20 protein-coding genes and 1 pseudogene are annotated in these 23305 nt (G+C 59.9%); 7 read left to right on the top strand and 14 right to left on the bottom strand.

The window, feature by feature from the left end; translation table 11 throughout:
* Together L598_RS21795 and L598_RS12800 are read right to left on the bottom strand one after the other, a co-directional pair.
* Positions 1 to 674 (bottom strand): annotated as a pseudogene (locus L598_RS21795) (IS3 family transposase); the annotation flags it as partial.
* Between the two features lie 321 nt (positions 675 to 995).
* Entirely contained in the window at positions 996 to 1763 is a 768-nt protein-coding gene (locus L598_RS12800) for a methyltransferase domain-containing protein (protein WP_144862965.1), read from the bottom strand.
* A gap of 613 nt (positions 1764 to 2376) precedes the next feature.
* On the opposite strand from L598_RS12800, the gene L598_RS12795 reads away from it, so the two are divergent.
* Positions 2377 to 3075, top strand: coding sequence for a L,D-transpeptidase (locus L598_RS12795; RefSeq protein ID WP_144862963.1), 699 nt, complete (start codon positions 2377 to 2379; stop codon positions 3073 to 3075).
* A 41-nt stretch (positions 3076 to 3116) separates the two neighbouring features.
* Here the strand turns inward: L598_RS12795 and L598_RS12790 are convergent, their stop codons facing one another.
* Positions 3117 to 4181, bottom strand: a complete 1065-nt coding sequence (locus tag L598_RS12790) for a PAS domain S-box protein (protein WP_144862961.1) — start codon at positions 4179 to 4181, stop codon at positions 3117 to 3119.
* Between the two features lie 141 nt (positions 4182 to 4322).
* On the opposite strand from L598_RS12790, the gene L598_RS12785 reads away from it, so the two are divergent.
* Complete coding sequence (locus L598_RS12785; RefSeq protein WP_348642752.1) at positions 4323 to 5165, top strand: DMT family transporter; 843 nt, start codon at positions 4323 to 4325, stop codon at positions 5163 to 5165.
* Between the two features lie 7 nt (positions 5166 to 5172).
* Here the strand turns inward: L598_RS12785 and L598_RS12780 are convergent, their stop codons facing one another.
* From L598_RS12780 to pcsA, 7 genes are all read right to left on the bottom strand, one after another.
* Positions 5173 to 5820: a glutathione S-transferase family protein gene (locus L598_RS12780; RefSeq protein WP_144862957.1), complete on the bottom strand. Its 648-nt coding sequence runs from the start codon at positions 5818 to 5820 to the stop codon at positions 5173 to 5175.
* Between the two features lie 169 nt (positions 5821 to 5989).
* The gene (locus L598_RS12775; protein ID WP_144862955.1) at positions 5990 to 7066 is read right to left on the bottom strand and encodes a BMP family ABC transporter substrate-binding protein; all 1077 of its coding nucleotides are present in this window, start codon (positions 7064 to 7066) and stop codon (positions 5990 to 5992) included.
* Between the two features lie 66 nt (positions 7067 to 7132).
* Positions 7133 to 8053, bottom strand: a complete 921-nt coding sequence (locus L598_RS12770; protein WP_144862953.1) for an ABC transporter permease — start codon at positions 8051 to 8053, stop codon at positions 7133 to 7135.
* Positions 8040 to 9143 (bottom strand): ABC transporter permease, encoded by a 1104-nt coding sequence (locus L598_RS12765; protein ID WP_186445033.1) that lies wholly within the window; start codon positions 9141 to 9143, stop codon positions 8040 to 8042. The genes L598_RS12770 and L598_RS12765 overlap by 14 nt, the downstream gene beginning before the upstream one ends.
* Positions 9143 to 10717 (bottom strand): ABC transporter ATP-binding protein, encoded by a 1575-nt coding sequence (locus tag L598_RS12760; RefSeq protein WP_246658745.1) that lies wholly within the window; start codon positions 10715 to 10717, stop codon positions 9143 to 9145. Before L598_RS12760 ends, L598_RS12765 begins: the two co-directional genes overlap by 1 nt.
* A 112-nt stretch (positions 10718 to 10829) precedes the next feature.
* Positions 10830 to 11801 (bottom strand): quinone oxidoreductase, encoded by a 972-nt coding sequence (locus L598_RS12755; protein WP_144862947.1) that lies wholly within the window; start codon positions 11799 to 11801, stop codon positions 10830 to 10832.
* A gap of 7 nt (positions 11802 to 11808) precedes the next feature.
* Positions 11809 to 12534: a phosphatidylcholine synthase gene (gene pcsA, locus L598_RS12750; protein ID WP_210244993.1), complete on the bottom strand. Its 726-nt coding sequence runs from the start codon at positions 12532 to 12534 to the stop codon at positions 11809 to 11811.
* A gap of 301 nt (positions 12535 to 12835) precedes the next feature.
* On the opposite strand from pcsA, the gene L598_RS12745 reads away from it, so the two are divergent.
* Entirely contained in the window at positions 12836 to 14032 is a 1197-nt protein-coding gene (locus tag L598_RS12745) for a UbiH/UbiF family hydroxylase (protein ID WP_144862943.1), read from the top strand.
* On the opposite strand, the gene L598_RS12740 is transcribed toward L598_RS12745, so the two are convergent.
* Positions 14006 to 14968 (bottom strand): AEC family transporter, encoded by a 963-nt coding sequence (locus L598_RS12740; RefSeq protein ID WP_144862941.1) that lies wholly within the window; start codon positions 14966 to 14968, stop codon positions 14006 to 14008. The genes L598_RS12745 and L598_RS12740 overlap by 27 nt on opposite strands.
* A 136-nt stretch (positions 14969 to 15104) precedes the next feature.
* On the opposite strand from L598_RS12740, the gene hspQ reads away from it, so the two are divergent.
* Positions 15105 to 15437: a heat shock protein HspQ gene (gene hspQ, locus L598_RS12735; RefSeq protein ID WP_144862939.1), complete on the top strand. Its 333-nt coding sequence runs from the start codon at positions 15105 to 15107 to the stop codon at positions 15435 to 15437.
* Between the two features lie 85 nt (positions 15438 to 15522).
* Here the strand turns inward: hspQ and L598_RS12730 are convergent, their stop codons facing one another.
* Entirely contained in the window at positions 15523 to 16152 is a 630-nt protein-coding gene (locus L598_RS12730) for an invasion associated locus B family protein (protein ID WP_144862937.1), read from the bottom strand.
* 233 nt (positions 16153 to 16385) lie between these two features.
* On the opposite strand from L598_RS12730, the gene L598_RS12725 reads away from it, so the two are divergent.
* Together L598_RS12725 and L598_RS12720 are read left to right on the top strand one after the other, a co-directional pair.
* Entirely contained in the window at positions 16386 to 18197 is a 1812-nt protein-coding gene (locus L598_RS12725; RefSeq protein WP_144862935.1) for an extracellular solute-binding protein, read from the top strand.
* A gap of 28 nt (positions 18198 to 18225) precedes the next feature.
* The gene (locus L598_RS12720; protein WP_144862933.1) at positions 18226 to 18900 is read left to right on the top strand and encodes a DsbA family protein; all 675 of its coding nucleotides are present in this window, start codon (positions 18226 to 18228) and stop codon (positions 18898 to 18900) included.
* Here L598_RS12720 and L598_RS12715 read toward each other — a convergent pair.
* Together L598_RS12715 and ilvA are read right to left on the bottom strand one after the other, a co-directional pair.
* On the bottom strand, positions 18897 to 20276 hold the full coding sequence (locus L598_RS12715; RefSeq protein WP_144862931.1) for a DEAD/DEAH box helicase: 1380 nt from the start codon (positions 20274 to 20276) through the stop codon (positions 18897 to 18899). The two genes, L598_RS12720 and L598_RS12715, sit on opposite strands and share 4 nt — an antisense overlap.
* A 314-nt stretch (positions 20277 to 20590) precedes the next feature.
* Positions 20591 to 21844 carry a threonine ammonia-lyase IlvA gene (ilvA, locus tag L598_RS12710; protein ID WP_144862929.1) on the bottom strand — a complete coding sequence of 418 codons (1254 nt, stop codon included), beginning with the start codon at positions 21842 to 21844 and terminating at the stop codon, positions 20591 to 20593.
* A 263-nt stretch (positions 21845 to 22107) separates the two neighbouring features.
* Between ilvA and L598_RS12705 the strand changes: the two genes are divergently transcribed.
* Complete coding sequence (locus L598_RS12705; protein WP_144862927.1) at positions 22108 to 23304, top strand: alpha/beta hydrolase; 1197 nt, start codon at positions 22108 to 22110, stop codon at positions 23302 to 23304.
* The last annotated feature ends 1 nt before the right edge of the window (position 23305 follow it).

Here is a 23305-nt window from a genome sequence, read left to right as displayed (position 1 = left end):
GTAGGTCGCGTCGGCACACCAGACCTGATTGGGCCGCTCGATCGCCAGATGCCGCAGCAGGTATGGATAGATGCGGTGCTGGGGATGCGGCTCGCTGGTCTTCGGAGCCTGGTAGATCGGTGACAGGCCGATCTTGCGCATCAGCCGCCGGACCCGCTTGCGGCCCACGCACCAGCCTTGACGGCGCAGGTGCCGCGCCATCTGCCTGGAGCCATACCAGGGCATTTCCATGAAGGCCTCGTCGATGATGCGCATCAGTTCGAGGTTCTCCGGGCTCTCGCCGGCAGGCTGTCGATAGAACGACGCCCGCGAGATCGAGACCAGTTCGCACTGGCGGCAGATCGAGAGCCGGTTGTGATCGGGATCAATCATCATACTCCTCCGATCCAGGCTCAGCGATCGAAGGCTTTGGCCAAAAAATCCCGCTCAACGACGAGTTGGCCGATCTTGGCGTGCAGTTTCGTCACCTCGGCCTCCCGGCCGACCTGTGCATCCGCTGCCTTGTCGTCGAACGCCTTGGCCAGGTTCTCAATGGCCTGCCGTTTCCACTGGGTGATCTGGTTGGGATGAAGCTGGTGCTTCGTCGCCAGTTCCGAAATCGTCMGCTCGCCGCGGATCGCCTCAAGCGCAACCTTGGCCTTGAACTCGGCCGAGAACCGTCTGCGTGTCTTCATGCTGGATCGTCCTTTTCATCGGAAAATCCACCTTATGCCCCTGTCTCAAAAACCGGCACCACCTCACATCGCGTCGGTTCGAACGGATGTCCTGACATGACCATCATGAGAGGGCTATAGCGTAAACGTAGTGATCATCACTATCGGTCGCGGCCCGCCAAACGCGGCCGATTGCTCTCTATAGCGCGATGTTGCCGCTGACCACCGCAACCCAGCAGGAAGTAAGAGATACCTCCGATTCTACGCTATGGCCAACTATCCCGATAGGCGGCAGAGGTGGGAGCGGCCTCGTATTCGTTTTCTTCCGATGCGGCCATATGCTCACCGATGGCTGACCATGAACGCTTCGAAGATGTATCCATACGGCACCGTGCCCGTATCATCTGCGAAGGCTGATCCTGCCTGTCGCAGCCGCGCGGCAGCTTCCTTCTCACCTAGGTCATTGACGGCCTTGCGCGCGTGCGATGACGATAGCGCCAAACCGACATATTCGTCGAGCGTCAGGTGCAGCTTCGTCCGTTCACGCTGGTGTTCGAACTGATGGAACTCAGAAAGACCGCGCAATTCGCGGTTGTAATCCGGCCGCACGTAGGCTCGTGGTTCCCCGTAACGGTCAAGAAACTCGATGACCGCCTGCGTTGCGGGCTCGTCTTCGTCTCGAACGTATTCAACGATGGCGAGGACTCCTTTCGATGCAAGAGCGCGACCGCATTCGGTATAGAAGTGTGGACGGTCGAACCAGTGCGCGGCTGTCGCGGCGACAACGGCGCTCGCGCCGCCATCGGCAACGGGAATGTTCTCGGCGACTCCATCCCGGAACGAGACATTGGGTCTGGTGTTGTCGGCCATGGCCTGTTCTCGCATCGCAGTAGATGGCTCGACGCCAACGACAGCTATGCCCACAGGCAGCCGTTCAGAGAGCTGCCGCGTGAACGTCCCCGTGCCGCTGCCCATGTCTATGACGGGCAGCACCGACAATTCCGCGTTGACCGAAATGCGATCCGCGACAGCGCCGACGATGGTGTCGGGATAGCGCGGCCTGAACGCGGCATAGCGCTGGCTGATTGACTGGAACCGCTCGCCCGACAATTCGACCTCTCCCTGTAGCAATGGTGACCGAACCCAAATCAACCGAGATAAGAGTAAGCCGTCTTTTCGATCTTCGCCGTTCGGTACAGGTTTTGCTAGCGCCCATCATACCGTACGAGTGTCCGAACTGGTAAGGATTCGTCGGGACGCACAGAACAGCCCGACCGTTGTCAATTTTGTAGGGTTATAGCGTAGGTGTAGTTCTCCGTTTCTTCGGCTCACCCTTAATCAGCAGATTGGCGCAACCATAGAAGATCTAGCATTCCGAACCACTTGAATTCCGGCGCTGTATAATTGCTTATGCAATCTCCTTCATCTTTCGCACGGTGCGCGAATCGACTGCCTTCCCGTGTCAGGCTGCGTGCATTGGATTTGCGCGCAGCCAGAGAGCAGCGCCAGGGCCGCCAGAAACATGCGGCCCGGAAAGATCATATGGTATTCCTGAAAGTCATCTGCTCGCCTAGCGATCTCACAGCCACATCCCTTCCAATGCCGATCTGCGAGAGAATTTCATCCTGACTGAGGCTGTACCGCCCCAGCCTGCGCAATCAGCCTTTGTTAACCATGCTCAGATAACGGTTAGTGACTGAAAATTACCAGGTCGGGGTTCCCTATGACAGCAGGTTTGAATCGCCGCAGCCTTTTGCTGGGCTTGGCTGGCTTGCCCATTGCGTCTGGCTGCACTCAGGTGTCCCAACTCGGCGCGGGCATGGGACTGGACTATACGTCGACCGGAACAATCCGGCCTGCGATCAGTATCGATCCGAATGTCACCAACCCTGAAAAAATGTATGCGGCCGTTACAGAAGGGTCCTACTCCCTTCCCGCGATACCCTATGAAAAGATGCCAGCCAAATACCGGCGCCAGATCGTGCCCAATACCACAGGCGAGGCTCCTGGAACACTGGTCGTGGAGACCAAGGAACACCTGCTTTATCTTGTCCAACCCGGAGGCGATGCCATCCGATACGGTGTCGGGATCGGCAAAGCCGGCTTTGAATGGTCCGGCAGAGCAGTTATCCAGTACAAGAAAAAATGGCCGACATGGACACCGCCCGCTGAAATGATCGGGCGGCGGCCGGAACTGGTAAAATTTGCGAATGGGCAGCCAGGCGGTCCGGACAATCCTCTGGGCGCCAGGGCCCTGTATATCTTCAAGGACGGTCAGGACACGCTTTATCGCGTTCACGGCTCGCCTGAATGGTGGACGATCGGACAATCGATGTCGTCGGGCTGTGTCCGTCTGATCAATCAGGACATCATCGATCTTTACGACCGCGTCAGCGTTGGTTCCCCGATTGTCGTAAGATAGGTTTCAGCCCCGTACCCTCTCGGGACGGACTTTGCGGGGGCCTAATCTTTGATTTCGGCAACGCCATGCTCATGCTCTTCCGCAAAGGAAGAGAGCACGACCTCGCAAACCGGTGCATTGAGTGTCCAGCGGAGATATCCGGGACGCCGGTCAGTCGAAGCGGATCCGCTCAACGTCTCCGGGGTAACTCTTTGAAGCACCACGCTTCCGAAACCTATGTGCTTTGCGCCATTCGTCCGCTCAGCTTCAACGGGAACCGACGTTTCTTCCCAGGAGACCGAGAATTCCTTTTGGCCCTCGGCATTGGTCACGATCTTCCAGGCGACCGAGACATGCCCCACATCGCTCGAAAGCGCCCCGTATTTTGCCGAATTCGTTGCAAGTTCATGGAATGCCATTCCAAGGCACTGGACGGCATTCGGCTTTACCGTGAGGAGTGGTCCGGAAAGGGCAATCTGTGCTTCATGGCCGAATGGGACCAACTGTTCCTGGACGAGTTCGAACAGACTTGCCCCGGACCATTCCGCGTTCACCAACAGGTCGTGGGAGCGCGAAAGCGCCATGATTCGATCGCGTATGCGTTCCTCGAATTCTTCCACGCTGGCCGATCGCTTGCCGGACTCCCTGATCATCGCCAGAATCACGGCGAACTGGTTTTTGACCCTGTGGTTCACTTCCCGCATCAGCAGCCTTATCCGGCGTTCGCTTTCCTTGGTGGCGCTGATATCGCGGGCGATTTTGGAGGCACCCACGATTTCCCCCTTGCTGTTCCTGATCGGCGAGATGGTCAGGGAAACGGGTATGAGGACGCCATCTTTCCGACGGCGAATGGTCTCGAAGGTCTCTACGCGCTCGCCGCGTCGTATCCTTTCGATGATTTCCGTTTCTTCCGAATACCGGTTTTCAGGGACCAGCATCAGGATCGATTGACCAATCGCCTCCTCCGCCGTGTAACCGAACATCTGCTGGGCAGCCGGATTCCAGGTTGTGATGATGCTGTTCAGGGTCTTCCCGACAATGGCATCCGAGGATGAATCGACGATGGCGGCAAGCAACGCATCGGAATCATGCCCCACAGGCTGATCGATGCTTACGACTGTGCTCATGAAAGCAGATTAGCAACAACATTCAGGTTTGCATAGCGGGGGACCGAAACGCTATCCAGAAGGCCCATGCTGAATCAGGCAAGATCCTCAACGCCCTCACCTTCCGACACGGCATCGAAAGCCTCCGTGCCGAAAGCCGCCATGTGGATGACCGGATGGCTCACTCTGATGATAACGATGGCCGTTGCCGGTCGGGAGGCTACGTACGATCTCGACGTCTTCCAGATAATGCTGATGCGATCCGTCATCGGCTTCTTCCTGCTTTATCCGCTGGTCAGGATGCATGGCGGCCTTGCTTCGATGCGCACGGAAAGGCCGCTGCAGCATGTCGGACGGAATATCGTGCACTATGCCGCCCAATACGGCTGGCTGCTCGCCATCACCTTGATCCCGCTGGCCCAGGTGGTCGCCATCGAGTTCACCATGCCCATCTGGACGGCCATCGTGGCTGTCCTGTTTCTTGGCGAGCTCATGAACGCCAGGAAGATTACGGCCGTCCTTCTCGGCCTTATCGGTGTCGGAATCATCGTGCGGCCAGGCCTGGATACGGTCGATCCCGGTCAGATCATCGCTCTCGTCGTCGCGGTCGGCTTCGCTGTCTCCGCAACCATGGTGAAGTCCTTGACGCGGACTGACAATGTCACGGTCATCGTCTTCTGGATGCTTGTTGTGCAGTCGCTTCTCGGCATCATTCCGGCTGCGATGGTTTGGAAATGGCCGGACGCCGGGACATGGCCCTGGATCGTCCTGGTGGCCTTCTGCGGAACCTTCTCGCACTACTGCATGGCGCGAGCCCTGGTTCACGCCGACGCTACCATGGTCGTGCCGATGGATTTCCTGCGTGTGCCGCTCACGGCTGTCGTAGGTTGGTTGCTCTACAGCGAAACCCTCGACATCTGGACGATTGTCGGTACCGCGCTGATCCTGTCGGGGAACCTCCTCAACCTGCGCAAGGCAGGCACGGCACGCATTCCGACCGACTAGTTCCCTTTTAGCTTCCGCCGTCAGCGAACTGTTTTTGGAAGAAGGGTATGGCCATGGCCATTTCCTGATCCTTCTTCGTGCTGTGCTGGTAGGCTGGGCGATCGGCGATGCGGGCCAGATAATTCTGGAATGCGGGCCGCTCCGGCAGCGCCTTGAGCACGTTCATCGTGTAGTGGATGCCCGAGGCAAGCTGAACATCCGCCGCCGTGAAGCGGTTGCCCGCCGCGAAATCGTTTTCGGTCAACCGCCGCTCGACATTGTCCACAAGATCCTCGAACAGGCCGAAGGAGTAGTCATTGCTTTTGTATTCCAGTCCCCAGACACGCGCCGCGATGCAAGGGTCGAAGACAGAATCGCAATAGACGAGCCAGGTGAGATAAGGGCCGCGCATCGGATCGTCGACAGAAGGCGCAAGACCGGCTTCGGGAAACGCGTCGGCCAGGTAAATGGTGATCGCGGCTCTCTCAGTGATCACGACACCGTCATGCTCTATGGCTGGCACCTTCTTGTTTGGCTGAATCTTGCGATAGCTTTCGGGTGCGCCTCCTTCCGCCCGGATGTCGATCTCGTGCAATTCGTATTCGGCTCCGAGTTCCTCCAGCAGCCACAGCACGGAGGAGGAGCGTGACCAGGGCGCATGATAGAATTTGAGCATTGATCTGTTCTCCAGCTTGATCCGTGTGAGCCTTGTAGCATCCCTCTGCTGACATCAGACTGTCAGGAGCAGGCGGCGAAGTTCAGTCTGGTCAATCACATCGCCTTACATCGAAAAACAAAAAGGGCGCCGGTCGGCGCCCTCTTCGGTTCAAGAATGAACCGCGGGATCAGTTCGGGATCTTGTCGTCGATGCCCTTGATGTAGAAGTTCATCTGCAAGACTTCCGAATCCTCGGCGACTTCACCTTCCTTGAGCCATTCGCTGCCATCCTGCTTGGAGATCGGACCGGTGAAGGGATTGAACTCGCCGGATTTGATCTTGGCCTCGGTCTCCTCGGCAAGCTTCTTCACGTCATCGGGCATGTTGGTGTAGGGAGCCATAACGACGTGCCCCTCCTTCATGCCGCCCCAAACGTCCGACTGCTTCCAGGAGCCGTCGATGACAGCCTGCACGCGCTCTATGTAATACGGGCCCCAATCGTCGACGATTGAAGTAAGCTGGGTCTCGGGCGCGAATTTGATCATGTCCGAAGCCTGGCCGAAGCCCTTGATGCCGCGCTCGGCCGCAACCTGGAGCGGAGCGGTCGAGTCGGTGTGCTGGGTGATGATATCGACGCCCTGATCGATGAGAGCCTTCGCCGCGTCAGCTTCCTTGGCCGGATCGATCCAGGTGTTCGCCCAGACGATCTTCACCTTGAAATCCGGATTGACCGACTGTGCGCCGAGCATGAAGGCGTTGATACCCATGATGACTTCGGGGATCGGGAAGGAAGCGATATAGCCTGCCACCCCCTTCTCCGACATCTTGCCGGCGATCACACCCTGAACATACCGGCCTTCATGGAACTTCGAATTATAGGTCGAAACATTCTCATGTTCGCGCTTGTAGCCGGTGGCATGCTCGAACTTAACATCGGGAAAGCGCGCCGCGACCTTGTTGGTGGGGTCCATGAAGCCGAAGGACGTGGCGAAAACAATCTTGCAGCCTGAACGCGCCAGCCGCTCAAGAGCGCGCTCCGCGTCCGGACCTTCTGCAACATTCTCGAGATAGGAAATCTCGACTTTGTCGCCGAAATGCTCCTTCACGTCCAGCATGCCCTGGTGGTGCTGGTAGGAATACCCGTAGTCGCCAATCGGACCGACATAAATGGCGCAGACCTTCGTCGGGTCCTGCGCCATGGCTCCCATTGTGCCCAGTGAAAGCACCGCCGCTGCCGCGGCGAATGACACCAGTGCTTTTTTCATTCCCTTTTTCCTTATCTTGAGTTGCCTTGTCTTTGAGTTTTCTTGGGGCATGACGAGCGCCGAAGATCAGCGATCCGGAACAAACGGCCGCCCCAGAGAAGCCGGAGTGTTCACCATCGTCAATCGCCTGTTTCGCGAGATTATTACAAGTACGACCACAGTCGCCAGATAGGGAAGCGAAGAAAGCAATTGAGAAGGAATGCCGACGCCGAAGGCCTGAGCATGAAGCTGGCCGATCGAGACGCCGCCGAACAGATACGCGCCCGCCAGCACGCGCCATGGCCGCCACGAGGCAAACACGACCAGCGCCAGCGCAATCCAGCCGCGCCCGGCCGTCATGTTCTCCACCCATTGCGGCGTATAGACCAGCGACAGATAGGCTCCGGCCAGCCCCGCACAGGCACCACCGAACATCACCGCCATGTAACGAATGGCAATCACCTTGATGCCGAGCGCATGGGCGGAAGTGTGATTGTCTCCGACCGAGCGTAGCGTAAGCCCGGCCCGCGTTCGGAACAGGAAATAGGCGACAGCCGCAGTCAACGCTATGGAGATATAGAATATCGGATCCTGCCCGAAAAGCAGCCGTCCGACTACCGGCAGATCGGAGAGGCCCGGTATGTCGAGGCGCGCAAGGCGCAGGCCCGGTTGACCGACGAAGGCTTCGCCCGCCATGCCCGATATGCCGAGACCGAGCAGCGTCAGCGCGAGACCCGTCGCTACCTGATTGGTGACAAGCGTCAGGGTCAAGAAGCCGAACAGCAGGGAGAATACCGCGCCAACCAGAATGGCGGCAAACACTCCGAGCCACGGAGAACCGGTTGTCAGTGCAACCCCGAAACCGGTGACTGCGCCCATGATCATCATGCCCTCGACGCCGAGATTGAGCACACCGGAGCGTTCGACCACCAATTCGCCGATGGCAGCGATCAGGAGCGGCGTCGCTGCCGTGGCGATCGTCAGGAGGATGGATTCAAGCATTCCCATGCGGAGCCTCCGCCGCCGGGGCCGCCTGTCTTCCGACGAGACGGATGCGGTAATGGATCAGCGTGTCGCTGGCGAGCACGAAGAAGAGCAGCATTCCCTGGAAGGCGCGCGCCACCTTGTCCGACACGCCGAGGGAAATCTGCGCCGCCTCACCGCCAAGATATGACAGCGCTAACACCAGGCCCGCCGCCACGATACCCAACGGATTGAGCCTGCCGAGGAAGGCGACGATGATCGCCGTGAAGCCGTAGCCTGGCGAAATGGACGGCTGGAGATGACCGATTGCGCCGGAAACTTCCGAAATTCCAGCGAGCCCCGCAAGTCCTCCCGAGACCAGAAATGCGAAGAAAACCATCCGCGCATTGGAAAAACCGGCGAACCGCCCTGCCCGCGGACTTTGCCCGAGCACCTTTATTTCGAAGCCCTTGAGCGTTTTCGAAAGCAGGAACCAGAGAACAATGGCGGCAATGATAGCGAAGGCGAAGCCCCAATTGGCCCGGCCGGAAGCCGGCAGGAGTTCCGGCAGTATCGCGAATTCGTGAAAGCTCCGCGTCTGCGGAAAGTTGAAGCCTTCCGGATTGCGCCAGGGGCCGCGGACCAGCCAGTCGAGGAACAACTGGGCCACATAGACCAGCATCAGGCTAGTCAGGATCTCGTTGGTGTTAAACCGCACCTTGAGTAAGGCCGGTATGGAGCCGTATGCCGCACCGCCGACGATCCCGAGCAGAAGCATGATCGGCAGCACGATCCAGGATTGAAATTCCGGAAACAGCACCGGCAGGATGGAGCCGATGATCGCCCCGACAATGAACTGGCCTTCGGCGCCGATATTCCAGTTGTTGGAAAGAAAGCAAACGGAAAGTCCGACGCCGATCAGAATCAGCGGGGCTGCCTTGATGGCGAGTTCGTGCAGCGACCAAACCTCGCGCAGCGGATCTATGAAATATAAATAAAGGGCTTGCACTGGGTTCTTGCCAAGCAGCGCGAACATGATCGCGCCGGCGACCAGCGTCAGGGCAAGCGCGATGAAAGGCGACAATGCGCTGAACAGCGCGGAGTGCTGCGGCCGCTTGACGAGTTCGATCCGCATCACACGGCCTCCATCGCGGCCGTGGGCGGAGTGCTGGCATCCGCCCCGCCCATCAGAAGCCCGATCTTCTCGTAAGTTGCTTCGCCTACCGGCACAGGCGCAGAAAGACGCCCGTCATGCATGACTGCTATGGCGTCCGAAATCTCGAACAATTCGTCAAGGTCCTGACTGATGACGAGAACCGCCGAACCGGCCCTTGCGAGGTCGATCAGCGCCTGGCGGATATGCGCCGCCGCTCCCGCATCCACGCCCCAGGTCGGCTGGTTGACAACCATGACGGCTGGCTGGCGGTCAAGCTCACGGCCGATGATGAATTTCTGCAAATTCCCGCCGGAAAGGGCCGAGGCTTCCGGGTCCTCGGAGCTCTTGCGTACGTCCATATCACTGACGATCCGCCGCGTGGCAGCGGAGATCGTGGATTCGCGGATGATGCCGATATGGGTGAGATAGGATTTCGCATCGGTGCGGAACCGCGACAGGAGCAGGTTTTCGGAAAGCCTCATGCGCGGCGCGGCGCCGTGACCGAGTCGCTCCTCCGGAACGAAAGCCGCCCCCAGAAGACGCCTGCCGGAAATGTCGAGGCGGCCTGCATCCTTGCCGCGAATGCGCACCATACCGGCCTTGTCCTGAAGGGCCTCGCCCGAAATGGCCTCGAAGAATTCGCCCTGCCCGTTGCCTGCGACACCGGCAATGCCGAGCACTTCTCCCGCGTGAACCGTCAGATGGATATCCCTGAGCGGGATGGCGAAGGGGTTGGATGGTTCGCGGGAAAGCCCCGCGACTTCCAGCAAAGGCGAATGGTCGGCATCCTTTGGCGGCGCGGCACGGACGACCGCGTGAACCTCGCTACCCACCATCATGCGGGCAAGTGAAGCCGCGGTTTCCTTGCGCGGGTCGCAATGGGCCACGACCCTGCCGTGGCGCAGTACCGTCGCACGGTCACACAGGCGCTTCACTTCTTCCAGCCTGTGGGAGATGTAGAGAATCGATTTGCCTTCGTCGCGCAGCGTCTCCAGCGTCTTGAAGAGTTTTTCGGCCTCCTGCGGCGTCAGCACCGAGGTCGGTTCGTCGAGAATGATCAGGTCGGGATGCTGCAAGAGGCAGCGGATGATCTCGATACGTTGCCTCTCACCCACCGAAAGATCGCCGACATGGGCGGACGGGTCGAGCGGCAGCCCGTAAGAGCGCGAGAGTTCCCTTGCCCTCTCAGCAATCCTGGCGATCGGGGTCCTTTCCTCCAGCGACAGGGCAATATTTTCGGCCGCCGTCAGCGCATCGAACAAGGAGAAGTGCTGGAAAACCATACCGATGCCCAGCCGGCGGGCATCACTGGGACTGGCGATGCGAACAGGCGCGCCTTTCCAGAGGATTTCACCGGCGACTGGCTCGAGCGTCCCGAACAGCATCTTGACCAGAGTGGACTTGCCCGCACCGTTCTCGCCGAGCAATGCATGAATTTCGCCCTTGCCGATGGCCAGATCAATAGAATCGCAGGCTTTCAGTGTCCCGAAAACCTTGGTCAGTCCGCGCACTTCCAGGAGAGGTTCATCTCCCGCGTTCAGAGTTGTTTTCACAACTCCCCCGTTATCTTTATTCGTTCCCGACTGCATCGTAGACGCGGTTTTCCATGTCGGAAAGGTGTGCGCCGACTTGAAAGTGCTTCAAGAAAACCGGCGCAGCAAAGCTTCAAGGTATGAGCACCGTCGTGCCGGTGGTGCGCCGACCTTCCAGATCCGCATGGGCCTTGGCCGCATCCTTCAAGGCGTATTTCTGGTTGACCACGATCTCGACGACACCCGAGCGGACGACGTCGAACAGCGCGCTGGAGGCGGCTTCCAGATCCTCGCGCTTGGCAATGTAGTCGAACAGTGTCGGTCTGGTGGCGAACAGCGAGCCCTTTTGCGACAGGATGGCGAGATTGACGGGTGGCATAGGACCGGACGACTGGCCGAAACTGACGAACATGCCACGCTTTTTCAGGCAGTCCAGCGAGCCGGGAAAAGTATCCTTGCCGACCGAATCATAGACCACTTCGCAAAGCGCGCCGTCGGTGATCTTCTTGACCTCATCGACAAAATTATTGTCGCGATAGTTGATCACATGATCATAGCCATGCGCCTTGGCGAGCTTGCCTTTCTCTCCCGAACCGACCGTTCCGATCGTTCTGGCACCGATATGCTTCGCCCATTGGCCGGCAATGAGGCCGACGCCGCCGGCGGCTGCATGGAACAGGATCGTGTGGCCGCTTTTAACCTGGAAAGTGCGATGCAGGAGATACCAGGCCGTCATGCCTTTGAGCATCATGGCTGCGGCCTGTTCGTCGGTAATGCCATCGGGAACCTTTACCAGTCTGTCGGCAGGGACGACGCGCCGCTCGCAATAGGAACCTGTTCTCAGGCAATAGGCAACGCGGTCGCCTGGCTTCAGGCTATCCACCCCCTCGCCTGTTTCGACCACGACGCCTGCTGCCTCGCTGCCCGGAACGAGAGGCAATGGTGCTGGATAGAGACCGGTGCGAAAATAGACATCGAGGAAATTCAGGCCGACTGCCTTGTGCTCGACCAGCACCTCGCCTTTGCCGGGAGCACCAGGATCGTAATCCTCGAAGCGCAGAACCTCCGGACCGCCTGCCTCGTGAACGCGAATTGCCTTGACCATCGAACAACTATCCCTTGATTTTCCCAAGTTGCGGAAATGCCTGCATCACGGCACCGATAACGTAAAGGTAAACCCCGGTAACGCCGATGCCGATCTTCACCAGCAGCGAGGCATCCATATCCTGCACCAGCGCGATGACGCCGAAGGCGCACCAGGCCAGAAAGATCGCGAGGTTGATACTGCGCAGGCGCACTACCCGCACCGGATGCAGAAAATTGATCGGCGTGAATGTGAGGATCGCCGATACGAGAACGACCACGAAAGACATATACTCGCTCGTCCCGATGACGAACAGCGTGAACACGATCATGTTCCAGACGACGGGGAACCCCCTGAAGAAGTTCTCCGCCGTCTTCATGCCGGTATCGGCATAGTAAATCGCGCTGCTGATGACGATGATCGCAGCCGAGAGAAATGACAGCCCCTCCCCCATAAAGCCGCTCTGATAAAGCGCAAAGGCAGGGATCAGCACGTAAGTCACATAGTCGATGATGTTGTCGAGCATGTCACCCGACCAGGTGGGCAGCACTTCCTTGACCTGCAGCCGGCGGGCGATCGGACCGTCTATGCCGTCCACCAGGAGAGCAAGACCGAGCCACCAGAACATGGCCGTCCAGCGCTCCTCGCTCGCCGCCACCAGTGAAAGGAAGGCCAGGAACGAACCGGAAGCCGTCAGAAGATGAACCGAGAAAGCCTTCGCTTGCGGCGCGGTAACTTTTTTCTTTCTCGCCATGGCTTGCGCCAGTCCCGCCCTCATTTGCCGACGACGCAGCAGGGCAAGCGCTACGGCCTCCCTCGCCGCTCATCGGCTTCTATGAACCCGTGTGAGATTATGGAAGCGCGGCAGCTCGCACAAGCAGAAGCGAACTGCCGCATGAACAGAAAAGCCCTATCTGCCTGTTTCTCCACAAAGTTGTCCGATAGCCGCCCGCTGTTGATGCCTCCGCCAGCCATGTCCTATATCAGGTTTCGACAAAGGATGGATGAAGCTGCCATCGCAAGCTGAAAGGGCGGAATTGTCTGATATTCGACACATGACCATTCTGGTGGCCGGCACAGGTCCGGCGGGGCTGATCGCAGCGCTTGCACTCGCCCATGACGGCCATGTTGTGGCGCTCGTGGGACCGCCCGCGCGCCGCGACGACCGCCGCACGACCGCCCTTATGGTTCCCGCCCTCGCCCTGCTCGACCGCATCGGCGTTCTGAAAGAACTGCAGTCGGCGGCCGCTCCCTTGCGCACCATGCGCATCGTGGATGCCACATCCCGCCTGGTCCGCAGCCCGGTCGTGACCTTCCGCGCAAGCGAGATCGACGAGGACGCATTCGGCCTGAACATTCCCAATGCCGCGCTCAACCCGGCGCTCGAGGAGGTGGTCCGCAGCCATCCGGCGATTGATTGGTTGGAATCCATCGTTGCCGCCTGGCATCCCGGCAGCGACCGGATAGAAGCCAAGCTTGAGGACGGCACCAGGGTTTCGGCGAAACTTGCCGTCGCCGCCGATGGGCGGCTCTCGCCAGCTCGGGAAGCCGCGGGTATCCGGACTACGGCACACTCATACCCGCAGACCGCGCTTGTTCTCAATTTCGCCCATAGCCGGGATCATGAATTCATCTCGACGGAGTTCCACACCGAGACCGGCCCCTGCACGCAGGTTCCCCTGCCCGGCCACCGCTCCAGCCTTGTCTGGGTGGTGAATCCGGTTACGGCCGAGCAATTGTTGCAACTAAACGACAAGGCGCTTTCCGAACGCGTGGAAGAACGCCTTCAATCGATGCTCGGTCGCGTAACGGTCGAGCCTGGCCGGCAGGCCTATCCTCTGTCGGCAACCCTGCCGCTTCGTTTTGCCCGCAACCGGGTCGCCCTCGTGGGAGAAGCCGCCCATGTCTTCCCACCGATCGGAGCGCAGGGGCTCAACCTCGGTATCCGCGACGTTCAGGACCTGGTTGAGATTGCGGGGCGGCATCGTTCCGATCCCGGCGGTCCCGTTGCTCTTGGTGCTTACGATGCCAGACGCCGACCGGATATTCTGGCCCGCAGCAGCGCCGTGAACCTGCTGAATCGCTCGCTTCTGTCGGACCTACTGCCGTCGCAATTCGCGCGCACGGCAGGTCTTGGCATCATCGGTGGCTTTGGCCCGCTGCGGGCATTTTTCATGCGTGAGGGCATGCGGCCCGGCAGCGGCTTCGCAAACCTGTTTGGCACCCTACGGGAAAAGGTCGGGCGGCAATAGACGATGGGTGATGGCATAAAGCAGCGCCGTCACCGTCACCACCGACAATATGGTCGTTATCAGAATGCTGGCAGAGGCCCGCTGCACCCAGACATCATATTGCTGCGCTATGACGAAGACATTCGTCGCAGTCGGAAGTGCGGCCAACAGCACAGCCGAAAACACCCAGATTTCTGAAAAATTGCCGATCCAGCTCAGCACCACGTAGCAAAGCAGAGGATGGATGACGAGCTTCAGCGCCACGATGGCGCCGAGTTCGCGCGGCACTCTTTTCAGCGGCCGCAAGGCAAGCGTCACGCCCATGGCGAAAAGCGCGCAGGGGGCCGCCGCGCTGGCCAGATAGGCGAGCAGCCGCTCGATGGGCATCGGAGGACGGAATTCGGCCCACGCTGCGGCGACTCCGATCGCCGTTGCGATGATGAAGGGATGCAGCACTATTTTCTTGAGAACACTGAGCCCGAGCGCCAGCGGGCTTTCCTTCTCCCCGCCGGCAACGGCCATCAGCATTGGCGCCATGGCGAAATGCATGATGTTTTCGAAGCAGAAGATGAGGGCAACGGGCACCGCCGCCTCCTCGCCGAAGGCGAGCAAGGCGATGCCCGGTCCCATATAGCCGATATTGCCGTAGGCGGCGGACAGCCCTTTTATGGTGCTTTCGGCGATCGCGCCTCTGGCGACGATCACAGAGCCCGCAAACATCAGGCTGAAAATGACGAAGGTCGAGAATACGGAGCCGAAAATATAGCCCCATTCTGTGAGCCGCTCTGTCGGCGTCTTAGCCAGCAATTGGAAGAAAAGGGCCGGCAGGGCAACATAGATGACGAAGGTGTTCATCCAGCCAAGCGCATCAAGCGGTTGCCGCGTTATTCTGGCGACCGCGAACCCGATGAAGATCAGACCGAAAAAGGGCAGGACAAGCCCGATGACGTCCGTCATGAAACGGCCTTCCGCGTTATGAAAAACCGTGCTAACCGCTTGAGTTTTCTTGTCCCGGTGCACGTACAGGATTGAATTGGACGTCGACCTGCGCCAAATAAGGTACAAGATCGAAAACCAATGCATTCAAGAAACGATGCATAACGTCAAGACAGCAAAGTTCCAGATCGGCCAAGTGGTGCGGCACCGTCTGTTCCCGTTCCGTGGCGTCATCTATGACGTCGATCCGGAGTTCAACAATACCGAAGAATGGTATCAGGCGATCCCTGCCGAGGTCCGACCGCGCAAGGACCAGCCCTTCTATCATCTGCTCGCCGAGAACGAAGAGACCGAATATATCGCCTATGTCTCCGAGCAGAACCTGCTTGAGGATGAATCGGGCGAACCGGTGCGTCATCCGCAGCTCTTCGAATTGTTCGTGCAGACGCCGGATGGCAGATACGCGCCCAGGCACAGGCCGCATCATTAGATCGGCAATGATCGAATATATCCGGGAATGAAAACGGGGCCTTTCGGCCCCGTATCCCGTTGATGAGCGTGGATGTGCAGGCGGCTCAGTTGCCTTGCTTTGCCTTTTCCTGCTCTTCCTTCAGTTTCTTCGCGAATTCTTCATTGTTCTTGCTGACGAATTCCTGGAGCTTCTTCTGCCGCTCCTCGATATCGGCCTGCTGCAGCGGTTCGCCGTCATAGGCGCTCGTGAATCCCTCCAGCGACACCTTGATCGGGTTCGGCTGGTTCTGGAAATTCACCGAGGTGAGCGTAAGGTTGGAGCCCTTCTTGAAGGCAGCGACGAGCTGATCGTTCAGGGGTGCCTCGGCAATGCAGCGGTCGGGAAGGCAGATCGAGTAGTCGATCTTCTGAGTCGCATTGCTATCGACCTGAAGCCCTATGCCGGGAGGAATGAGGCGGCCGGACGGAACGGTGATCTGGAACACCTTGCGGTTCACCTTGCCCTTCACCTCGATCAGGCTGACGCCGGTGATGAGCTGCCCCGAATCAGCCACGAGGATGTTCTGGACGTTGCAGATATCCACCTCTTCCTGCTTGCTGCAGGCCTTGAACCAGCCCCGCGGGATCTGCGGCTGCTGCTGTGCCATTGCAGCACCGATTCCGCTTGCCACCAGCCCCATTGCGCCGGCCGCGAGAAGCGTGGTGCGGATCGCTTTAGCTTTCAGGCTCTTCATATCGTCCATTTCCTCTCGAAATTTCGCAGCCCGGCATAGCTTTGCCTTGGTCGGTGGCTACCTGTTGGTCAATTGAGGCAACAGCATGACTTCGGGGCCTGTTACACTGCCTGAGCCTTCAAATCCAGAGTCCGGCAATGAAATCCGCGCGGCATTCCACCATGATCGCCCGTCATCCATGTTAATTTGAATCGCGAATCAGAAACAGTGGACAGACCTTCGGATTGCGATCCATGCGCATTGTGTTCTCAACCCTCCTCGCCGCCTTCATCGTCGTGGCCGCGTTCGGACCGGCGGCAGCGGGAGAAGCGAGATTCGCCATAGCGATGCACGGCGATCCGGCTCTGCCCGCTGATTTCCGGCATTTTCCCTATGTGAATCCCCATGCGCCCAAGGGCGGCCGCATCGATTATGCCGTCCAGGGCAGTTTCGACAGCCTCAATCCGTTCATCGTCCAGGGCGATGCGGCGCGAGGGTTGGTCGACCTGGAACTCGGCTACAATGTCTATGACAGCCTGATGCAACGATCCTACGACGAGCCTTTCACGCTCTATCCGCTGGTCGCAAAGACGGTCGAAACCAACGACGACCGCACCTTCGTGGAATTCACGCTCGACGAGCGGGCGCGCTTCTCCGATGGCACGCCCATCACTCCGGAAGACATCATCTTCACTGTCAGGCTGCTCGGCGAGAAAGGCTATCCGCGCTACGGCACCACGCTGAAGAAGATCGACAGGATGGAGAAAGTCGGCGCGCATGGCGTGCGCTTCACCTTCAAGCAATCCGATCGTGAACTGCCGCTGATCCTTGGTCTGATGCCGGTGCTGCCGCGCCATGCGACCGATGAAGAGACATTCGACCGTTCCACCCTCAAGCCTATGATCGGCTCCGGCCCTTATGTGGTCGACCACGTGAAGCCGGGCGAATATGTCGTGCTGAAGCGTGATCCAGACTATTGGGCGAAGGATATCCCTTCCAAGATCGGCTTCGACAATTACGACGAAATACGCATCAATTATTTCCGCGATCCGAATTCGATGTTCGAGGCCTTCAAGAAGGGCCTGATCGATGTTTTCATCGAGACGGACACGGGACGCTGGAACACCGGCTATGATTTTCCCGCCGCGCAAAGCGGACGGGTCATAAAGGATACGTTCGAAAACGGTTTGCCGTCAGGCATGTATGGTTTCGTGCTCAATACGCGGCGGCCGACCTTCAGGGATCGGGCGGTGCGCAAGGCACTGACCGAACTCTTCGACTTCGAATGGGCCAACAGAAATCTGTTCTTCAATGCCTATACCCGCACACGAAGCTATTTCGACAATTCGGAGCTGTCGTCCTTCGGCGTTCAGGCGACCGAGGCCGAGCGCAGGCTTCTCGGCAAGCATATCGGCTTCGTGACGCCGGAAATCCTCGCCGGCACCTATGCGCCGCCAGCCTCGGATGGGAGTGGGCGTGACCGTGCCTTCCTCAAGAACGGTTTCGATGCCTTGCAGGCAGCCGGCTACAAGCTGGACGGACAACAAATGGTCGGGGCCGACGGCAGGCCGCTGAGCTTCGAAATTCTGCTCAACGGCATGTCCGGTGTACCGGTCGCGAGTGCATGGGCACGCACGCTCGGCAAGCTCGGGATCGCCGTGAATATCCGCAGCGTCGACAGCGCCCAATATCTCCAGCGGCAGCAAACCTATAACTATGATGTGATCCTGCAGAAGTATATTTCCTCGCTCTCGCCGGGCACGGAGCAGATCGGCCGCTGGGGATCGCAGTCACGCGATATCGATGGGACCTACAATTTCGCCGGGGTCGCCGAACCGGCCGTCGATGCGATGATCGATGCGCTTATGAACGCCCGCTCGCGCGAGGATTTTCTGGCCGCCGTACGCGCCTATGATCGTGTTCTTTTAAGCGGCGCCTATGTCGTGCCTCTCTACCATCAGCCCGAACAATGGGTTGCGCGCTGGAAGCATATAGCTCACCCTGAGACGACGCCGGTCTATGGTTTCCAACTGCCCGCCTGGTGGCGGGAGCCAGCGGTAAACTAGGCCGGTTCACTGAAGGGACTTGAGCACCATGCAGCCAATCAGCATCGACGTCGTCTCGGACGTAGTCTGCCCCTGGTGCTTTGTCGGCCAGAAACGGCTCGACAAAGCTCTTATCTCCACGGCCGAGATTCAGGTGGACGTCCGCTGGCGACCCTATCAGCTCGATTCGACCATCCCGCAGGAAGGTATGGACCGCAGATCCTATATGCTGTCCAAATTCGGCAGCGAGGATAAGCTGCGGGAAATCCATGCCCGATTGGAGGATCTGGGCCGAGCCGAAGGGATTGCCTTCGATTTCGACGCTATCAAGGTATCGCCCAACACGCTGGACGCCCATCGCATGATCCGCTGGGCCGCGACGCAGCCCGACGGCGCTCAGAATCGCATCGTGCGCCGGCTCTTCCAGCTCTATTTCGAGGAAGGCGCGAATATCGGCGACCACACGGTCCTGCTGGACGCGGCGCGCGAGGCCGGCATGGATGCCGCCGTCGTGGAAACGCTGCTGGCGACCGCCGCCGACACGGAGGCCGTTCAGGCCGAGATCGCGACGGCGCAGAAAATGGGCATCACCGGCGTGCCCTGTTTCCTGCTGGAAAGCCGCTATGCGGTCATGGGCGCACAGGACGCCGACGTGCTCGCCGACGCGATCAGGAAGGTTTCGGAGGCGAAAGCCCGGGGCGAACTCGATTCGCCGCAGGCTTAGGCTGCTTTGGCAGCCTGCCGCCGGCCGAAGCCGCCGCGCTTGCGACGCCGGAACGGCTTCTTGCCTTCCTTCCTGCCTCCGTCATTGGCCGCTGTAGCGTGGGCAAAGCCCGGCTTTCTACGTCCTGGATGCTGCTGGCCCGCCTTCTGCGCAGGCTCACGCGTGGGCCGGTTGTCCTGTCCCTCAGCCGCCGGCGTCCTTGCCGAATGTACCGGATCGGCCTCGGAGGTATGGTCGCCGGTCACTGGCAGCCGCATGCGGATAACCCGCTCCACGGCGCGCAGCTTGGCGCTTTCGGCCGGGTCGCAAAGGGTCACTGCAATACCAGAAGCGCCGTTGCGTCCGGTACGGCCGATGCGGTGGACATAGCTTTCCGCCTCGTCCGGCAGGTCGAAATTCACCACATGGCTGATGCCTGGCACATCGATTCCACGCGCGGCAATATCGGTAGCCACCAGAATCCTCACGGAACCGTCACGGAACCCGTTCAGTGCCCGCTGGCGCGCATTCTGCGACTTGTTGCCGTGGATCACCGCCGCCTCGAAACCGTCGCGCTGCAGGTCGCGCGTCACGCGGTCGGCGCCATGCTTGGTGCGGGTGAAGACGATGACGGAGCGCATGGCCGCGTTGGCAAGCATGCCGGACAGCACCTGCAGCTTCTGCTTTGTGCGGGCCATGACCACGCTCTGGGTGATCTCTGCGGCCGTCGTTCCCTGCGGCGCGATCTCGACGCGCACCGGCTCGCGCAGAAGGCCATTGGCCAGCGCTTCGATCTCCTTTGGCATAGTGGCCGAGAAAAGGGCAGTCTGGCGCGCCGGATGGGTTGCCTTGGCGATCCGCTTCACATCATTGATGAAGCCCATGTCGAGCATACGGTCGGCCTCGTCGAGAACGAGCCAGGTGGTTTCCGACAGGACAACGTCCTTTTCACGCACCAGGTCCGTAAGCCGCCCCGGCGTTGCGATCAGCACGTCAACGCCCTGCGCCAGCTTGCGCACCTGCGTGTTGCGCGACACACCGCCGAGGACAAGGGCGGTCGAGACATGCGCGCCCTTGGCAAGAAGGCGTACCGTCTCCTCGATCTGCACCGCGAGTTCACGTGTCGGCACGAGCACCAATGCGCGGGCCGTGCGCGGCCGGCGCTTGGTGCCGAGCGCGATGATCTTCGACAGGATCGGCAGCGAGAAGGCCGCGGTCTTGCCGGAGCCGGTCTGCGCCACGCCAAGAATGTCGCGGCCCTCGAGGAAAGGCGGTATCGCCTGCTCCTGGATCGGTTTTGGCTGGGTGAAACCGGCACCGAGGGTAGCCTTCAGAAGTGCGCCGGAAATTCCGAGTTTGGCGAAGCCCTCGAGCTTCACATTATTTTCTTCAGTCAATTTGTTCTCTTTCAAGCGGAATCTGACCCTGCGGCCCGCAAATGCTGCGCGGCAGGCGCACCCCGCCACGCGAAATCAATAGATGAACGACAAGGCGGCGGAACGCGTCCGCGCGGGTTGCGCTGTCGTGCCAGCAGGCATCATGCCCGCGGGACTTCTCGCCGCTGCCGTTTCAGGGAACCGGAGGGAGAAATCAGACGCAACCAGTCTCGTTGGGAGAAAGCCGGCGAATCCCGGCCCAAGCGCCTGTTGCCGTGCATATGGGACAGTTCGGCCAGAAAAGCAAACGATTTTGCCGACGGCCTTTTCGCCGCTCATATGATCAGGCCCGCGATCGTCTCGTTGTCGGTGATGTCCTGATAGGCCCAGCCCGCTTCATCGAAGCGCTTGCGCAGTATCCCGAAATTCTTCCGGTCCTTCGTCTCGATGCCGATAAGCACCGAGCCGAAATTGCGCGCCGACTTCTTGAGATATTCGAAGCGGGTTATGTCGTCGTCCGGCCCCATCAGTTGCAGGAAATCGCGCAATGCGCCCGGCCGCTGCGGGAAACGAAAAATGAAATATTTCTTCTTGCCCTCGAAGCGCAGCGCCCTCTCCTTCACCTCCGGCAGGCGCTCGAAATCGAAATTGCCGCCGGAGACGACAGCGACGACGGTCTTGCCCTTCAGATCCTTGCGAGAAAAATCCTTCAGCGCGTCGATGCCGAGCGCGCCGGCGGGCTCCAGCACGACGCCCTCGATATTGAGCATCTCGATGATGGTGGCACAGAGCCGGTTCTCCGGCACCAGACGCACGGCTTCCGGCGCGAAATCCTTGAGGTGCCGCAAGGGCTCGCGGCCGATCTCGGCCACCGCAGCGCCGTCGACGAAGTTATCCACTGTCTCCAGCTTCACCCGGCGGCCCTTGCCAAGTGCTGCCTGGAGGCTGGGTGCGCCGGCCGGTTCTGCGAAGCGGAAATCCGTCGAAGCACCCTTTTGGTGCAGATAGTGCGTGACTCCCGCCGCCAGCCCGCCACCGCCCACCGGCAGGATGACAAGATCGGCTTCGTCCTGGCCAAGCTGGGAGGCGATTTCATATGCCACGGTCGCCTGCCCCTCGATGATGTCCTTGTGGTCGAAGGGCGGCACCATCATTCCGCCTTCCGCCACCGAGAATTCCTGGGCGGCGTGATAGCAGTCGTCGAAGAAATCGCCGATCAGGCGGATTTCCACGAAATCTCCGCCGAAAAGCCGCGTCTTGTCGATCTTCTGCTGTGGCGTGGTGACCGGCATGAAGACCACGCCGCGACGGCCGAAATGGCGACAGACATAGGCGAAGCCCTGGGCATGGTTGCCGGCCGAAGCGCAGACGAAGGATTCCGGCGCTTCGCCCTTCGCAAGCGCCTTGCGGAAGAAGTTGAACGCTCCGCGGATCTTGTAGGAGCGCACCGGTGTAAGGTCCTCGCGTTTCAAGAGAATGCGCGCACCGGTCTTCCTGGAAAGATAGTCATTCTCCTGCAGCGGTGTTGCCGGAAACAGCGATCGTAGCGCCTCGGCCGCCTCGGCCACCTTCTCCACAAACGTGCTCATCGCCCTGCCCTGCTCCTGCCGTCTCCATGCTTCCCACAGGCAACGGGCTATCGCACATCGCGGCGCATGCCGCCACTCCCGCATGCATAGTGGCGGGGCCTCAGCCTGTTGATGCAAAGAAATCACATCCGGGCGTCCAATCAGCCTGAAGAGACAGGGCGTGATGGACCGAAGAGGCCTTTATCTGTATCAGGAGTGTCGACGGCATGGTCGCGTCGGCCGACCGCACACGAGACACCAGAACAGACCCAAGACAATCCCGGATGTACTTGAGCAACCTGCCATCTGCGTCCCGCTTCCGGGTATTCCTGCTCATTTGCGTCACAGCACTGGCGGGATGCGCGAGCCAACCGGCCCGGGATCTCGTCAGCCGAACCATCGCGGAGGTGCCCGCCTCGAAGATTGCCGGGAAGCATGAGATTTTCGTCGCCACGACACGCGAACCGGCCCGAGAACCGCGGGCGGTGTTCGGCGGCAGGCGGTCTGCCGAGCTTTCCTATGCACGGGTCGATATCAGCGTCCCGGCAATTCACAAGCCTGCCGAGATCGAGCGGCCGATAAATCCGGATGTCGGCGATCCCGCGCGTTATTTCACTGCCCTGCGTGTGGAGGGCTATGGTGGCGACGAAGCCTTCCTGGCTGCCCTGCGCGACAACGTCGCCAGCCATGACGGTCGCGCGCTGGTCTTCATCCACGGCTACAATACAAGCTTCGACAACGCGGTCTACCGGATGACCCAGATCGTCCACGACGCGGGCTATGGCGGCACACCGATCCTGTTCTCCTGGGCTTCTGCGGGACGCACGCTCGACTATGTCTATGACAGCAACAGCGCTTCGGCTGCGCGCGACGCACTGGAGAAGACGCTGCTGCTCGTCTCCCGTTCCGGAGCGAAACGGATCGATGTCGTGGCTCATTCCATGGGCAATTGGGTGACGATGGAGGCGCTGCGGCAACTGGCGATCACCGGTCATCGTGACCTGAACGGAAAGCTCGGCGACGTCGTTCTGGCCTCGCCGGACATCGACGTCGACGTCTTCAAGAGCCAGATGCGGCGCTACGGCAAGCCTGAAAAGCCATTCTTCGTGATGACCTCGGCCAATGACCGGGCCCTGAACGTATCAGGCTTCATCGCCGGCAACCGCCCGCGCGTGGGCGACTATGCCGATGCCCAGGACCTCGCTCGCTATGGCGTTACCGTCGTCGATCTTACCGCCATGTCCGCTGGCGACCGGCTCAACCACACCAAGTTCGCCGACAATCCGGTTCTGGTCCGCCTGCTTGGCGAACATCTCAGCACCCCCGATGATCTGAACGAGACGGAGAGCGAGATCACCAACCGAATCGGCTCGCTGGCGCAGGGGCTTGGCCAGACGCTCACCTCAGCCGCTGAGATCATCATCACGACGCCGCTCGAGGTCATCAATATCGCGGTAGGTGGCGGCCAGGCTTCGCGTTGAT

The organism is Mesorhizobium sp. J18, assembly GCF_007829525.1.
GTDB lineage: Bacteria > Pseudomonadota > Alphaproteobacteria > Rhizobiales > Rhizobiaceae > VLJP01.
This window is presented reverse-complemented; position numbering and strand designations above follow the sequence as displayed.

Bases quoted from the DNA above. Each gene is read 5' to 3' on its own strand.
- L598_RS12725 (WP_144862935.1), top strand. From the start codon at position 16,386: ATGCGCATTGTGTTCTCAACCCTCCTCGCCGCCTTCATCGTCGTGGCC.
- L598_RS12705 (WP_144862927.1), top strand. From the start codon at position 22,108: ATGTACTTGAGCAACCTGCCATCTGCGTCCCGCTTCCGGGTATTCCTG.
- L598_RS12790 (WP_144862961.1), bottom strand. From the start codon at position 4,181: ATGAGCACAGTCGTAAGCATCGATCAGCCTGTGGGGCATGATTCCGAT.
- L598_RS12770 (WP_144862953.1), bottom strand. From the start codon at position 8,053: ATGGGAATGCTTGAATCCATCCTCCTGACGATCGCCACGGCAGCGACG.
- L598_RS12755 (WP_144862947.1), bottom strand. From the start codon at position 11,801: ATGGTCAAGGCAATTCGCGTTCACGAGGCAGGCGGTCCGGAGGTTCTG.
- L598_RS12720 (WP_144862933.1), top strand. From the start codon at position 18,226: ATGCAGCCAATCAGCATCGACGTCGTCTCGGACGTAGTCTGCCCCTGG.
- L598_RS12765 (WP_186445033.1), bottom strand. From the start codon at position 9,143: ATGCGGATCGAACTCGTCAAGCGGCCGCAGCACTCCGCGCTGTTCAGC.
- hspQ (WP_144862939.1), top strand. From the start codon at position 15,105: ATGCATAACGTCAAGACAGCAAAGTTCCAGATCGGCCAAGTGGTGCGG.
- L598_RS12785 (WP_348642752.1), top strand. From the start codon at position 4,323: ATGTGGATGACCGGATGGCTCACTCTGATGATAACGATGGCCGTTGCC.
- L598_RS12740 (WP_144862941.1), bottom strand. From the start codon at position 14,968: ATGACGGACGTCATCGGGCTTGTCCTGCCCTTTTTCGGTCTGATCTTC.
- L598_RS12775 (WP_144862955.1), bottom strand. From the start codon at position 7,066: ATGAAAAAAGCACTGGTGTCATTCGCCGCGGCAGCGGCGGTGCTTTCA.
- L598_RS12730 (WP_144862937.1), bottom strand. From the start codon at position 16,152: ATGAAGAGCCTGAAAGCTAAAGCGATCCGCACCACGCTTCTCGCGGCC.
- L598_RS12745 (WP_144862943.1), top strand. From the start codon at position 12,836: ATGACCATTCTGGTGGCCGGCACAGGTCCGGCGGGGCTGATCGCAGCG.
- pcsA (WP_210244993.1), bottom strand. From the start codon at position 12,534: ATGGCGAGAAAGAAAAAAGTTACCGCGCCGCAAGCGAAGGCTTTCTCG.
- L598_RS12795 (WP_144862963.1), top strand. From the start codon at position 2,377: ATGACAGCAGGTTTGAATCGCCGCAGCCTTTTGCTGGGCTTGGCTGGC.
- ilvA (WP_144862929.1), bottom strand. From the start codon at position 21,844: ATGAGCACGTTTGTGGAGAAGGTGGCCGAGGCGGCCGAGGCGCTACGA.
- L598_RS12780 (WP_144862957.1), bottom strand. From the start codon at position 5,820: ATGCTCAAATTCTATCATGCGCCCTGGTCACGCTCCTCCTCCGTGCTG.